The 13728-nt window shown below is 71.7% G+C and carries 11 protein-coding genes and 1 pseudogene; 10 read left to right on the top strand and 2 right to left on the bottom strand.

The genetic code is table 11. From position 1 onward, the window contains the following. The first annotated feature begins 134 nt into the window (after positions 1–134). From ABZ453_RS19670 to ABZ453_RS19655, 4 genes are read left to right on the top strand one after another with little or no spacing between them, the layout of a single operon-like run. Complete coding sequence (locus ABZ453_RS19670) at positions 135–2891, top strand: nitrate- and nitrite sensing domain-containing protein (RefSeq protein WP_359016208.1); 2757 nt, start codon at positions 135–137, stop codon at positions 2889–2891. 13 nt (positions 2892–2904) lie between these two features. Next, positions 2905–3336 carry a roadblock/LC7 domain-containing protein gene (locus ABZ453_RS19665; protein ID WP_133041600.1) on the top strand — a complete coding sequence of 144 codons (432 nt, stop codon included), beginning with the start codon at positions 2905–2907 and terminating at the stop codon, positions 3334–3336. Between the two features lies 1 nt (position 3337). Beyond that, on the top strand, positions 3338–3694 hold the full coding sequence (locus tag ABZ453_RS19660; RefSeq protein WP_359016207.1) for a DUF742 domain-containing protein: 357 nt from the start codon (positions 3338–3340) through the stop codon (positions 3692–3694). Next, a complete protein-coding gene (locus tag ABZ453_RS19655; protein ID WP_356761983.1) occupies positions 3681–4256 on the top strand; it encodes an ATP/GTP-binding protein in 576 nt (191 codons plus the stop codon). The genes ABZ453_RS19660 and ABZ453_RS19655 overlap by 14 nt, the downstream gene beginning before the upstream one ends. 19 nt (positions 4257–4275) lie before the next feature. On the opposite strand, the gene ABZ453_RS19650 is transcribed toward ABZ453_RS19655, so the two are convergent. Then, complete coding sequence (locus tag ABZ453_RS19650) at positions 4276–5784, bottom strand: M81 family metallopeptidase (protein ID WP_359016206.1); 1509 nt, start codon at positions 5782–5784, stop codon at positions 4276–4278. Positions 5785–5800: 16 nt separating this feature from the next. Continuing rightward, on the bottom strand, positions 5801–6997 hold the full coding sequence (locus ABZ453_RS19645; protein WP_359016205.1) for an ROK family transcriptional regulator: 1197 nt from the start codon (positions 6995–6997) through the stop codon (positions 5801–5803). A 182-nt stretch (positions 6998–7179) separates the two neighbouring features. Here ABZ453_RS19645 and ABZ453_RS19640 point away from each other — a divergent pair, with 182 nt between their 5' ends. The 6 genes and pseudogenes from ABZ453_RS19640 to ABZ453_RS19615 form a co-directional block, all read left to right on the top strand. Then, entirely contained in the window at positions 7180–8919 is a 1740-nt protein-coding gene (locus ABZ453_RS19640) for a peptide ABC transporter substrate-binding protein (protein WP_359016204.1), read from the top strand. 3 nt (positions 8920–8922) lie between these two features. Then, positions 8923–9882 carry an ABC transporter permease gene (locus ABZ453_RS19635; RefSeq protein ID WP_359016203.1) on the top strand — a complete coding sequence of 320 codons (960 nt, stop codon included), beginning with the start codon at positions 8923–8925 and terminating at the stop codon, positions 9880–9882. Then, positions 9879–10763 carry an ABC transporter permease gene (locus ABZ453_RS19630; protein WP_359016202.1) on the top strand — a complete coding sequence of 295 codons (885 nt, stop codon included), beginning with the start codon at positions 9879–9881 and terminating at the stop codon, positions 10761–10763. Before ABZ453_RS19635 ends, ABZ453_RS19630 begins: the two co-directional genes overlap by 4 nt. Then, positions 10760–12448, top strand: a complete 1689-nt coding sequence (locus tag ABZ453_RS19625; protein WP_359016201.1) for an ABC transporter ATP-binding protein — start codon at positions 10760–10762, stop codon at positions 12446–12448. The genes ABZ453_RS19630 and ABZ453_RS19625 overlap by 4 nt, the downstream gene beginning before the upstream one ends. Continuing rightward, positions 12445–13428, top strand: coding sequence for an ROK family protein (locus ABZ453_RS19620; protein WP_359016200.1), 984 nt, complete (start codon positions 12445–12447; stop codon positions 13426–13428). The genes ABZ453_RS19625 and ABZ453_RS19620 overlap by 4 nt, the downstream gene beginning before the upstream one ends. Before the next feature lie 47 nt (positions 13429–13475). Continuing rightward, positions 13476–13610 (top strand): annotated as a pseudogene (locus tag ABZ453_RS19615) (alpha-L-arabinofuranosidase); the annotation flags it as partial. Positions 13611–13728: the final 118 nt, after the last annotated feature.

Raw genomic sequence — 13728 nt, 5'->3', positions numbered from 1 at the left:
GTCGCGAAATATTTCGGAGACCCGTGGCACGTGCGGTCACTTGTGCGGTTAGCATCCTGTGCACCCCCTTCTCGCCCTGCTCACGGCCACCCCCGTCACTCTCCGCTCCACTCCGCTGACTGCCTAGGACGACCATGTCTCCACGGACAGGTGCCCGGCCCCGCCGTCTCGGCTCCATACGTCTGTCGCTGATCCTGCTGGCCCTGGTGCCCAGCGTCACCCTCGCCGCGATGTGGGGCGTGACGACGACGCAGATGTTCACGGAGGGGCTGCGGCTGCGCTCGCAGACGCAGTTGAGTCGGTCGACCGGCGCGATGGGCACCGAGGCGACGCTCGCCCTGCAGCGGGAGCGCAGTCTGTCGGCGGCCTGGCTGTCCGGCGACCCGCGCGGCTCGAGGGCCGCGCTGGAGGCGCAGCGCAAGGTGACGGACAAGGCGGTCGCCCAGCTGGTCGGCCAGTCGGACGCGATCAAGATGGCCCCGGCGCGCATCTCGGACCGGCTGTACTCGGTCCTCGGCTCGGTGGGCAGCCTCGAGTACTACCGGGGTCAGGTGGACGACCCGACCGACATCACCGCGGCACAGGCGCTGGACCAGTACAGCTCGATCATCGACGACCAGATCCACGCCTTCCAGGAGCTGTCCCAGGTCGACGACGGCGACCTGACCTCGCAGGCCGGCCCGCTGGTGGCCCTGGAGCACGCGGCGGAGCTGGTCGCGCAGGAGGACGCGCAGCTCACCCAGGCCTGGCCGTCCGGCCGGCTGACCGACAAGTCGTGGATGACGTTGACGCAGTTGGTCGACACGAGGCGCTGGCTGGTCCAGGACCAGATCGTGCCCTCGCTGCAGGGCAGCGCCAAGACGCAGACCGAGCGGATCCTGCAGAGCCCCGAGTGGCAGGGCGTCCAGAGCATCGAGGACAAGGTGCTCGCGGCCCGGCCGGGCGCGGACGGCAAGGTGGTCCTGCCCGCCGCGCGGGACCAGTGGGCGGCGGCCTTCGCGAAGGTCGGCGACGAGTACGGCCGGATGATCCGGGTCCAGACGTCCGGGTTGCTGGACCGCAGCGGGGACAAGGCGCACAGCCTGCTGGTGACGGCCGCGTATCTGAGCGCGGGCGGGCTGCTGGCGCTGCTGCTGTGCGTGGGCATGTCCTGGCGGATCACCCGCTCGCTGTCGCGCCGGCTGCGGGGTCTTCGGGAGGCCACGCTGAGCCTGGCGGAGGAGCGGCTGCCGGACGTGGTGGCTCGGCTGGACCGGGGCGAGACGGTGGACGCGGACCTGGCGACCCCGCCGCTCGACTACGGCCGTGACGAACTGGGCCAGGTGGCACGGGCGTTCAACAAGGCGCAGCGGACGGCCGTCCACACCGCGGTCGAACTCGCCGACATCCGGCGGGGTTTCCAGAAGGTGATCCTCGGCATCGCGCGGCAGTCGCAGAACCTGGTGAACCTGCAGCTGACCAAGCTGGACACGCTGGAGCGCGAGCACACCGACCCGGACGTCCTCAAGGGCCTGTACGAACTGGACTCCACGGCCAGCCAGTTGCGGCGGTACGAGGAGAACCTGGTCATCATCAGCGGGGAGCAGCCCCGGCGCAGCTGGCGGGAGCCGGTCGCGCTGATCGACATCCTGCGCAGCGCCGTCGGGGAGGTCGCCGAGTACCAGCGGGTGGAGGTGCACACGGACGAGGACGTGTACCTGGCGCCGCCGGCGGTGGCCGACGTGATCCATCTGCTGGCCGAGCTGATCGACAACGCCACCGCGTACTCGCCCGCTCCGTCGCCGGTCGGTGTCCGGGCCGCACTGGTCGCCAAGGGCCTGGTCGTCGAGGTGGAGGACCGTGGACTCGGGATGGCGGAGGAGGACTACGCCTCCTTCAACGCCCAGTTGGCGGTGGAGCCGAAGTTCGACGTGGTCGCCCTCGCCGACGACCTGCGCCTGGGCATGTTCGTGATCGCCCGTCTGGCCACCCGGCACGGCATCGCCGTCACCCTGCGCCCGTCGCCGTACGGTGGCACCACGGCGATCGTCCTGGTGCCGCACGACATCGTGGTGCGCGAGGTGGCGGAGCCGGCCCGGGCCGCCGGACAGGCCTGGGACGGGGTCACCGGGCCGGACACGCCGGAGTGGCACGAGAGCGCCGTGGGGATGCCGGGCGCGCGGACCGGGGACGACGAGTACGCGCGGAACGGCACCGCCACCGGCCCCCGCCCGCAGACCGGCGGCCTCAACGGCACGGAGCACGCCCGCGCGACCGAGACGGGGGCCGCGGAGACGGCCGGCCCTTACGGCGCGGCGGACACCGGCGTCCACGGCACCGGACCCACGCAAGCGGCTGGCGCGTACGGCGCCGCAGGCACGGCGGACACCGCGGACGCCGGACGCGTCGAGGCCGTGTCCGCCGACTGGCGCGCCGAGGAGGCCGTACCCGGTGCCGGACGCGCCGAAGGGGCCGGGCCCGCTCCGGGGCGGCCGGGACGGGCCCGGTATCCGGGTGAGGAGCGGTGGGTGTCGGACGCCCGGCATGCCGCGGCCGCCGCGCGGGGCGGTGAGGCCGAGCGCGAGGCGGGCACCGGCGACCGCGCCGGGCAGCCCGGCAGACACGCCCGTCGCCCGGGGCTCGCCCCGCTCCCCCGGCGGGTCCCGCAGACCAGTCTGGTCGCCGAGCTCCTCGATGACGGACCGCGCGGTGAAGAGCAGGGCCCGTTCGAGGAGTTCACCCCCGAGCAGGCCGCTTCCTCGCTCGGGGGATTCCAGCGGGGGACGCTCCGGGCACGTGACGAGGGCGCCGAGACGCAGTACGACCAGGAGGAGGCCGCCGTAACGGACGACACGGACGCATCCAGCCCCGCCCCCGGTACATCCGCCGCAGGCACCCCCGCCGACCGCTGACGAAGGACACGTCATGACACGCCCCATCCCAGCCACCCATACCGCGCTCGATCAGCTGCTGACCGGCCTTGTGGACCGGGTCGCCGAGGTGAACCACGCCGTGGTGCTCTCCGAGGACGGCCTGGTCGTCAGCAAGTCCACCGGGTTCCTGCGGGACGACGCCGAGCGGCTCGCGGCCACCGCCTCCGGGCTGATGAGCCTCAGCAAGGGCGTCAGCATGGACTTCCGCGGCGGGCCGGTGCGGCAGGCGCTGATCGAGATGGCCCACAGCTATCTGATCCTCACCTCCGCCGGGCCCGGCGCCCATCTCGTCGTCCTGACCAGCCAGGGCGCCGACGTCGGCGTCGTGGCGTACCAGATGAACATGCTCGTCAAGAAGATCGGTGAGCATCTCAGCGCCGCCCCACGGGCCGGCATCGGCCCCACCGTCGATTCCGGCGCGTGAGGTGGGCGGAGGCGACACGGCAGGCCGCCTGGTACGGCCGTTCGCGCTGACGGGCGGACGCACCCGGCCGAGCCGCGCCGACTTCACGCTCATCACGACGGTTACCGCGGTGGACCCGCCGCCGACCTGGGCCACCCGACCTCAGCCGGAGCAGCAGCGCATCCTGCGCCACTGCGCCGAGCCGATCGCCGTCGCGGAACTCGCCGCCCGGCTCGACCTCCCGGTGAGCGTGATCGTGATCATGCTCTGCGATCTCCTGGAGTCGGGCCGGATCACGTTCCGTCCGCCCCATCCGGTGACCCGGACCGCGGACCTGGACCTGTTGCAGAAAGTGAGGGACGGCCTTGGCCGACTCTGACACCATCACCCGGTCGGCACCCGACACGGTCAAGATCCTGATCGCCGGCGGTTTCGGCGTGGGCAAGACCACCATGGTCGGGTCGGTCAGCGAGATCGCACCGCTGCGCACCGAGGAACGGCTGACCTCCGCCGGCCTCGGCGTCGACGACCTGGAGGGCATCGAGGAGAAGCAGGCCACCACCGTGGCCCTGGACTTCGGCCGGATCACCATCGGCGACGACCTCGTCCTGTATCTCTTCGGCACCCCGGGCCAGCAGCGCTTCTGGTTCATGTGGAACGACCTCGCGATCGGCGCGCTGGGCGCGGTCGTGCTCATCGACGTCCGTCGTCCCGAGACCAGCTTCGCCGCGATCGACTTCTTCGAACGCCGCGGCATCCCCTTCGTCGTGGGCGTCAACGGCTTCCACGGCGAACACCCCTACCCGCCCGAGGAGATCCGTGAGGCCCTGGCCCTCCCCGAGCACGTCCAGGTCCTGCTGTGCGACGCGCGGGAGCGCGGCTCGTGCCGGGACGTACTCATCGCGCTGCTGGACGAGTTGATCGCCGCGGCGGTCAACTGACGGTTTTCCCGGGGCCGGTTCACTCGTCGGGGCCGGTCAGGGGCTCGTTCGACGGCGCGACGATCCGCGCCGTCAGATCCGGGTCCGGCATGTCCCGGACGAAGGGGAACATCGGCTGCCGGATGCGGTGGTGGCCGAGCCTCGGCAGGTCCTGGTCGACTCCGCCCGGGGTCAGGGCCATCCTCCAGTCGGCCGCCATGGCGAAGAGCTCCGGCTCCAGGTAGCCGATCTTGACGATCACGAGATCCGCCTCGCGGGGGGCCAGGTCCAGGTCGGTGAAGTCGTGTTCGTGGTGGTACGGCTTTCTGAGCCGGGTGAGGATCACGTGCACGCTCCCCACCCGCAGCACCACTTCGGTCCCGGCGTCCCGGTCGCCGTGCCGGATCGCGTGGACCGTGCCGGTCAGGGTGAGCGGGCCGGCGTGGCGGTCGTCGACCTCGGCGCCCGCGGTGACGGTGACCGTGGCGCCGACGCCGGCCTCGACGGCGGTGTCGACGGCCGACGGCCCCGGCAGGGAGGCGTAGAGGACGGTCGGGCCGTCGGGGTCCTTGAACTCCGGGCGCGCGAGGACCTGTTGGAGGCCCCAGGTGACGTCGCCCGCGCCGCCCGCCGTCGGGTTGTCGCCGGTGTCGCTGATGAAGTACGGGCGTGCTTCGGCGGCCAGGGCGGTGTCGAGACAGTCGTCCAGGGTGCCGGTCGGGGCGACGAAGGCGAAGTCGCGCCGGGCCGCCCAGAAACCGTGGGCGAGTCGTTCCGCGCCCGCGGCCACGGCGGTGCGGTCGGGGCCGGTGACCACGACCGCAGCCCGGTTGCGCGGCTCGTCGGCCCAGGCGTAACCCACCCAGATCGCCGCGTCCGTGACCCCGTCGGCCGCCTCCACGTCCTCGACGGCCGCGTACACGCTCCGCGCGGGCTCGATGCGGGTGGAGGTCTGCTCGCCGGCCAGCAGCACCGGCACCGGGATCCAGGCCTTCACCGGCCGGTGCGCGCCGCTCGTGAGGAGGTCGACGAGGTTGCGGGCGGCCCGTTCCTTCGTCTCCATGGCGTCCTCGTGGGGGGCCATGCGGTAGCAGGTGATCAGGTCGCTGAGGTGGACGAGGTCACGGGAGACGTTGCCGTGCAGGTCCATGGACGTGGACACCAGGACGTCCGGGCCGGTCACCTCGCGGACGCGGGTGAGGAGGTCGACCTCGGCGTCGTCCAGGCCCTCGACCGTCATGGCACCGTGGATGTCGAACCACAGGCCGTCGACGGGGCCCGACCGGCGCAGACGGTCGAGGAGTTCGGCGGAGAGTTCCGCGTACGCCGCCGCGGTCACCGTGCCGCCCGGCAGCGCCTTGCCGACCAACGCGCCTCTCCAGTCGGCGACTTCGCGCAACTCGGTGCCGGGAGCGAGGAAGGGGTAGCGGGCCAGGACCTCGTCCCCGCGCAGCGGGTGGAAGGCGGGGGCCTCGGTGCGGGCCGGGGAGAAGGTCGACGACTCGATGCCGAGGCCGGCGACGGCGAGCACGGGACGGGATGCCGGCATGGAATCCTCCGGGGGGTCAGGGGTGGTGGGCGCCGGTCGCCGTGTGCAGCGCGTGCGCCAGGGCCCGCTGCAGGGCCATCTGGCCCGCGCCGGCCAGACCGGCGTCGGCGCCGAGGACGGCCCGTTCGATCACCAGGTGTTCGGTGACCAGCGGATGGCAGCCCTCGTAGAGCTGGCTGCGGACGGCGGCGACGAACGGCTCCAGCGTGGAGAGGATGCCGCCGAGGTACACGGCGTCGGGGTTGAAGAAGTTGACGTTGGCGGCGAGGACCTGACCGAGGTAGCGGCCGGCCTGCCGGACGGCGCGGGTGGCCTCCGGGTGGGCGTCGGAGGCGAGGCGTACGACGTCCTCGGTGGACGTCACCTCGAGGCCGCGCTCGCGCAGGATCCGCACCAGGGCCGCGCCGGAGGCCACCGTCTCCAGGCACCCGGTGTTCCCGCAGGAACAGGGGATGTCGTGGGCGGCCTCGACCCGGACATGGGTGATCTCGCCGGCGCCGCCGGTGCCGCCGCGGTAGAGACGGCCGTCGGCGATGACACCGGCGCCGATCCCGGAGCCTGCCTTGACCATGATCGACTGGCGGTGGGCGGCGGGCCGTACGCTGTGCTCGCCCACGGCCATGCAGTTGGCGTCGTTCTCGATGGCGACCGGCACCGCGAACCGGTCCTCCAGCCAGTCCCGTACCGGGAAGCGGTTCCAGCCCGGCATCCGCGCCGGCAGCGTCACCAGTCCCGGCTCCACGTCGACCGGGCCGGGCAGGCACAGGCCCACGCCGCGCAGCAGACCCCGGCCGTGCCGTTCGGCGAGCGAGGAGAGCGTCTCCACCAGTCCGGGCAGGGCCGCCTCGGGACCGTCGGCGGTCGGGAACGGCACGGTGGAGACGTCGGTGAGGCCGCCCCCGGGCAGCACCACGCCCACGTGCGCGTGCCTGCCGCCGAGTTCGGCCGCCACGGCGAACCCGTCGCTGCCGCCCAGCCGCAGCACCTTGCGCGGCCGGCCGCCCGCGGACGACACCGTGCCCTCCTCCGCGACCAGCCCGTGGTCCATGAGCTGACCGACCGTGAAGGAGATCGTCGAGGGCGCGGCGCCCAGCAGTCCGGCCAGTTCCGTACGGGTCGTGGCCTGGCCGGAGGCGAGGAGGTCGAGGACGCGCTCGGCGAGCGAGGTGACGCCGACGAGGTGCTTGCGGCGCGGCGGACTTTTTTCGGTCATGGACGAAGTAACTTCCGTCGACGGTGTTCGGGGCGACGAGCGTATGCCTCCGAAACCGCCTCCACGCTTTTTTCAGAACAGCAGTAACAGGCTTTTTACAGCTGTGCGTCTGTTTCTTCGACCACACGGGTCGTTGACTGTCCATCACCCCCGCCGAGCCCACCCTTGTTCCGAGGAGAGCCATGTCCCCTGCCCGCACGAGACTCCTGGCCGGTGTCACCCTCTCCGTGGGCACGCTGCTGCTCGCGGGCTGCTCCGGATCGAGCGGCGCGTCGTCCGCGGCCAAGGACTCCATCGGCTACGCGCTGCCGGCGAACTTCACGCCGAACTGGATCCTGCCGATCGGCACGGCGGCGCACCTCAACACCAACAACATCTCCATCGCCAACGCGTTGTGGGAGCCGCTGGTGGCCTACGACGGCTCGAGCGGCAAGATAGCCTGGAACAAGGCGGGTTCGATCGCCACGGCCGCCGACTTCGCCGCCGACGACAAGAGCGTGAAGATCACCCTGGGCGACCGTCACTGGAGCGACGGCAAGCCCGTCACCGCCAAGGACGTGCGGTTCTGGTTCAACCTCATCAAGGCCAACAAGACGCAGTGGGCGGGCTACAACCCGGGCAAGGCACCGGACAACTGGACCTCCTTCACCATCCAGGACGACCGCCACTTCACCATCACCTTCGACCGGGCGTACAACCCGCAGTGGATGCTGGCGAACGAACTGAGCTCCATCAACCCGCTCCCCGAGCACGCCTGGGACAAGGGCGACCCGAAGCGGACCTGGACCTACCTCAACGACGCGGCCAAGAACATCGGCGGTTACGCCACCAACCCGCTGTGGCGGACCATCAGCGGCCCCTACACCGTGAAGTCCTTCTCGACGGCCGGCAAGGTCGTGCTCAGCGCCAACAAGAAGTACGACGGCGGGGAGAAGCCCGGCATCCCCACGGTGAACCTGCTTCCCTTCACCACGGCGGACGCCGAGAAGAACGCCCTGCGCTCCGGGAGCGTCGACTACGGCTACATCGAGCCGACCGACCTCGACCAGGAGGCGAGCTTCACCGCGCGGGGCTACGAGGTGAAGCCGTGGTCGGGCTGGGCCATCACCTACATGCCGTACAACTTCAACAACCCCGCCATGGGTGCCGTGTTCAAGCAGTTCTACGCCCGGCAGGCGGTCCAGCGGTCGATCGACCAGACGAGCCTGGCGAAGGTCGTCCTCAACGGCACGGCGGTGCCCGGCTACGGACCGGTGCCGCAGGGGCAGGCCTCCGACTTCGTCTCGCCGACGCAGAAGGACAATCCGTACCCGTTCTCGACGAGTGCCGCCAAGTCCCTGCTCACCAGCCACGGGTGGACCGAGCAGGGCGGGGTGATGACCTGCACCGACCCGGGCAGGTGCGGTGCGGGGATCGCCCGGGGCACCAACTTCGAGATGACGGTGCTGTCGCAGTCCGGATCAACCGTCACCGACAACATGATGAGCGCGATCCAGTCCTCGCTCGCCAAGACCGGCATCAAGTTCTCCATCAGGACCGCGCCGGTCAACTCGGTGCTCTCACAGACCCCGCAGTGCACCGCCGGCCAGTCGATCTGCAAGTGGCAGCTGTCCTTCTTCGGCACGGCGGGCAGCTGGTACTTCCCGGCCTTCCCGACCGGTGACTCGCTCTTCCAGACCAAGGCCGGCTCGAACTTCGGCAGTTACTCCAACCCGGACGTCGACCGGCTCATCACCGCGTCCACGACGTCGAGTTCGACCCGGGCCGTGCAGGACTACAGCGCCGCCCTCGCCCAGGACCTGCCGGTGATCTGGCTGCCGGAGCCGGACTACCAGATCTCCGTGATGAAGAAGGGACTGGGCGGCTTCTCCCAGGACTCGCTCGCCAACTTCCACCCCGCGCAGTGGAAGTGGACCGGCTGAGCCATGGAGACCCTCGTCTACCTGGCCCGGCGGACGCTCCAGGCCCTCGCGGTGATCCTCATCGTCACGGTCGCGGTCTTCTGCCTGCTGCACGCGCTGCCCGGGGGGCCCGCGCGCGGGATCCTCGGACCGCAGGCGACCGCCCAGCAGATCACCGCGTTCAACCACGACCAGGGGCTGGACCGCCCGCTGCCCGTGCAGTACCTCTACTACCTGCGCACCCTGCTGCACGGGGACCTCGGAACGTCGTACACGCTCAACGAGGCCGTCTCCCAGCTGATCGGGCAACGGCTGCCGAAGACACTGGTGTTGACGGTGCTGTCCGCGCTCGTCGGGCTGCTCCTCGCGATCCCGCTGGGCATGTGGCAGGCGGTGCGGCGCAACAAGCCGGCCGACTACGTGATCACGACGCTGAGTTTCGTCGCGTACTCGACCCCGGTGTACTTCCTGGGCCTGATCCTGGTGCTGGTCTTCACCCAGACGCTGCGCTGGTTCCCCTCCCAGGCGCCGCAGGGGGACACGCTCGGGCAGGTGCTCGGCGATCCGGTGGCGCTCGTGCTGCCCGTGATCACGGGCGCCGCGTCGATGGTGGCGGTGTTCAGCCGGTACATGCGGGCGGCCACGCTGGAGAACCTGGCCGAGGACTACGTCCGCACCGCCCGGGCGGGCGGTGCGCGGCAGTACGCGATCCTCTTCCGGCACGTCTTCCGCAACTCGCTCACGCCCGTGATCGCGATGCTCGGTTACTACGTGCCCGTCCTGTTCGGGGGCGCCCTGGTCGTCGAGCAGCTCTTCAACTACCCGGGGATGGGGCTGCTGTTCTGGTCCGCCGCGCAGTCGTCGGACTATCCGGTGCTGCTCGGCTGCGTCCTCGTCATCTCCGTCGCCACGGTCGTGGGCACGCTGCTCGCCGACGTCGTCCAGCGTGTCGTCGACCCCCGAGTGAAGGCGGGCCAGGCATGAGCGCCGTCCTGCAGACCACCACGCCGACGACCGGCCCCCTCGCGGGCCACCGTCTCTCGCTGCGCCGGTTCACCCGCAACAAGCTGGCCGTGGCCGGTCTCGCGGTGGTGGTCCTCTTCCTGCTCCTCTGCTTCGTCGGCCCGCTGCTGTACTCCACCGACCAGACCCACACGGACCTCACCCAGGTCAACCTCCGGCCCGGCGGCTCCCATCTGCTCGGCACGGACGCCGTCGGCCACGACGAGCTGGGGCGGCTGATGTACGGCGGGCAGGTCTCCCTGCTCGTCGGGCTCGCGGCCGGAGTGCTCGCCACCGTCATCGGCACGCTGTGGGGTGCCGTGGCCGGGTACGCCGGCGGCTGGGTGGACGCGGTGATGATGCGGATCGTGGACGCGGGCATCGCGATTCCCGCGCTGTTCATCCTGCTGGTCGTGTCGGCGATCACCACCCCGGACACGCTCGGGCTGATCCTCGTGCTCGGACTGGTGTCCTGGCTGGTGCCCTCCCGGCTCGTGCGGGCGGAGACGCTGACGCTGAAGAGCCGTGACTACGTCCTGACGTTGCGCGCCACCGGCGGCACGCACGGCCGGGCGATCCGCCGGCACATCCTGCCCAACTCGGTGTCCACGATCGTCGTCGCGGCCACCTTCCAGGTCGCCGACGCGATCCTGCTCGTGGCCTACGTCTCGTATCTGGGCCTCGGTGTCCAGCCGCCGAAGACCGACTGGGGCGGGATGCTGTCCGCCGGTCTGACGGCCGCATACTCGGGACGCTGGTGGCTGATCGTTCCGCCCGGCCTCGCGATCATTCTCGTCGTGTGCGCTTTCAACGCGATCGGGGACGGGCTGCGGGACGCCTTCGACGTGAGGGGGCGCGGGTGAAGGGCGCGGGGGAGTCGGTGGAGGGGGCGAAGGTGGCGGAGGCGGAGAGGGTGCTGGAGGTCGAGGGGCTGGGGGTCACGTTCGGGACCGAGACGGGTGACGTGTCGGCGCTATGTGACATATCACTGCACGTGCATGCGGGTGAAACCCTCGCCCTCGTAGGCGAGTCCGGTTCCGGGAAGTCGACCGTCGCCCTCGCCGCGATGGGCCTCCTGCCGGGCAACGCCCGTGTCTCGGGCCGGGTGAGGATCGACGGCAGGGACGTCGTCGGGGCCGGCGAGGGAGAGCTGGCCCGGTTGCGCGGTCGTACGGCGTCGATGGTCTTCCAGGAGCCGGCCACCGCCCTCGATCCGCTCACCCGGGTCGGTGCGCAGATCGCCGAGGTCATCCGCAACCACCGTCCCCTCTCCCGCGCCGAGGCCGCCGGTGCGGCGGTCGAGTTGCTCCGCAGGGTCGGCATTCCCGAGCCGGAGCGGCGGTCGAAGGCCTTTCCGTTCCAGTTGTCGGGCGGGCAGCGGCAGCGCGTCGTGATCGCGATGGCGATCGCCAACTCGCCCGGTCTGCTCATCGCGGACGAGCCGACGACCGCGCTGGACGTCACCGTGCAGGCCGAGATCCTCGATCTGCTGCGGGGGCTGGCGGCCGACTCCGGCACCGGGGTTCTGCTGGTCACCCACAACATGGGCGTGGTCGCCGACTTCGCGGACCGGGTGGCGGTGATGCTGCGGGGCGAGATCGTGGAGAGCGGGCCGGTGGAGGAGGTGTTGCTGCGGCCGCGGCACGACTACACGCGGAAACTGCTGGCGGCGGTGCCCCGCCTGGTGGTCGGCGAGCCGAAGGAGGCGCCGGCCCCTTCGGCGCAGGGCGAGCCGGTGGTCCGGCTGAAGGACGTGTCCGTGAACTTCGGCCGTGGTCCTCGTACCGTACGGGCGCTGCGGGAGGTGTCGATCTCGGTGCGGGCCGGCGAGACGGTCGGACTGGTGGGCGAGTCGGGGTCGGGCAAGTCGACCGCGGCCCGCGTCGCGCTGGGGCTGGTGGCGCCCGCGTCCGGATCGGTGTCGCTGTTCGGTGCCGACCTGGGCCGCACCCGGGGACGCGCACGCCGGGCCCTGCTGTCCGGGGTCGGGGTGGTGCTGCAGGATCCGGTGGCCTCGCTGGACGCTCGGATGAGTGTCGGGGAGTGCGTCGCCGAGCCGCTGCGGATGCACCGGCGGGGGATGTCGGCGGCCGAGCGGCGCGCCCGGGTCGCCGAGGTGCTCGAACGGGTGCGGCTGCCCGGGGAGTTGGCGGGGCGTGGGCCGCGTGAGCTGTCCGGTGGGCAGCGGCAGCGGGTCAGTCTCGCCCGGGCGCTGGTGCTTGAGCCGCGGCTGCTGGTCGCGGACGAGCCGACGAGCGCGCTGGATGTGAGTGTGCAGCAGACGGTGCTGGAGGTGATCGCCGAGTTGCAGGGCGAGCTGGGGTTCGCGTGTCTGTTCGTCTCGCACGATCTGGCGGTGGTGCAGCAGTTCGCGCAGCGGGTCGTGGTGATGCGTGACGGGCGCGTCGAGGAGGAGGGGCCGACCATGAGGACCCTGCTGCGGCCGGAGAGCGCCTACACGCGCCGGCTCATCGCGTCGGTGCCGGTACCGGATCCGGTGCTGCAGCGGCGCCGGCGGGCCGAGGACCGGACGGGGGCCACCGCGTGACGCGTGCTCCCGAGGTGGTCGCGGGCGTCGACATCGGCGGCACCACCACGCAAGTGCTGCTGTGTGCGGGGGACTTGAGGGTCAAGGACCGTCTGGAGGTGTCGACGCCCGCGGCCGAGGGCGGGGCGGCGATGGTCGGCGCCGCGCTGGATGCCGTACGGCGTCTGCTGGGCCGTACGCCCGCGCGGCTGCTCGGTGTCGGGGTGGGGGCGGCGGGGGTGGTGGACGCGCGGGCCGGGCGGGTGCTGGTGGCGAGCGACTCCTTTCGCGGCTGGGCCGGTTTCGAGGTGACCGCGGCGGTCGAACAGGGCCTGGGCGTACCGGCGTTCCTCGACAATGACGTCAACGCGTTCCTGCGTGGCGAGGTGACCGCCGGGGCGGTGGCGGGCGAGCCGGACGTGCTCGGTATGATGCTGGGCACCGGGGTCGGCGGGGCGTTGTGGTTGAAAGGCGCCCTGTACGACGGGCCGGAGGGCGCGGCGGGCGAGATCGGTCATGTGCCCGGCTTCGGCGAACTGGCCTGCACCTGCGGGGGCCGGGGCCATCTGGAGACGCTGGCCTCGGGCCGTTCGATCGCCGCCCGGTACCGCGAGCGCACCGGCCGTGGCGGCACGGGCCGCGGAGTCGCCGAGGCGGCGGGCCGGGGTGATCCCGACGCGCTCGCGGTGTTCGAGGCGGCGGGCGCCGCGGTGGCCCGGGCGCTGCTGGTCACGGCCGGCCTGCTGGACGTGACGACCTTCGTGGTCGGCGGCGGTGTCAGCCGGTCCTGGTCGCTCCTGGAGCCCGCCGTCCGGCGGGCGTTGCTCGCCGAACCCCCGGTCAGCGGACGCCCGTTGCGGGTGCTGCCGGCCGGTCTGGGCGAGGACGCGGTGGCCGTCGGCGCGGCGGCCCGGGCGCGGACGGAACTCGATCCACACACCGCTCCCACGGCGGCGGCAAGGCGAACGAAGAGAACCGGCCGAGCAGGGCCGTGTGATTGACGCCCCCCCTGCCACAGCCTTGCCTTCTGACCGACCCACCGAACCATGTGGTGCCGGCGACCGACCTCAACGGCACCGACTGGACGTACGTCAGCCAGTACATCCATGTGTGGGACTCCGCCGATCGGCGTACCTTCACCGGGTACCGGCGGCTGAAGCCGCACGACATGGACACCCACACGGCACTCCGAAGCCGTGCTGCGCAGGACGCGACTTTCCACGTCGGATACCGAACGGCGGCGCGGGGGGGGGCCCGGGGGGGGGGGGCGCCCCCCGCCCCGGCGCGCGGGGGCGGAGGCC

It is taken from the genome of Streptomyces sp. NPDC005799, assembly GCF_040630525.1.
GTDB lineage: Bacteria > Actinomycetota > Actinomycetes > Streptomycetales > Streptomycetaceae > Streptomyces > Streptomyces griseorubiginosus_B.
This window is presented reverse-complemented; position numbering and strand designations above follow the sequence as displayed.

What these genes read in the sequence shown, in the direction of transcription:
- ABZ453_RS19645 (WP_359016205.1), bottom strand. Translation starts at nt 6,997, where the DNA reads ATGACCGAAAAAAGTCCGCCGCGCCGCAAGCACCTCGTCGGCGTCACC.
- ABZ453_RS19635 (WP_359016203.1), top strand. Translation starts at nt 8,923, where the DNA reads ATGGAGACCCTCGTCTACCTGGCCCGGCGGACGCTCCAGGCCCTCGCG.
- ABZ453_RS19630 (WP_359016202.1), top strand. Translation starts at nt 9,879, where the DNA reads ATGAGCGCCGTCCTGCAGACCACCACGCCGACGACCGGCCCCCTCGCG.
- ABZ453_RS19670 (WP_359016208.1), top strand. Translation starts at nt 135, where the DNA reads ATGTCTCCACGGACAGGTGCCCGGCCCCGCCGTCTCGGCTCCATACGT.
- ABZ453_RS19650 (WP_359016206.1), bottom strand. Translation starts at nt 5,784, where the DNA reads ATGCCGGCATCCCGTCCCGTGCTCGCCGTCGCCGGCCTCGGCATCGAG.
- ABZ453_RS19640 (WP_359016204.1), top strand. Translation starts at nt 7,180, where the DNA reads ATGTCCCCTGCCCGCACGAGACTCCTGGCCGGTGTCACCCTCTCCGTG.
- ABZ453_RS19665 (WP_133041600.1), top strand. Translation starts at nt 2,905, where the DNA reads ATGACACGCCCCATCCCAGCCACCCATACCGCGCTCGATCAGCTGCTG.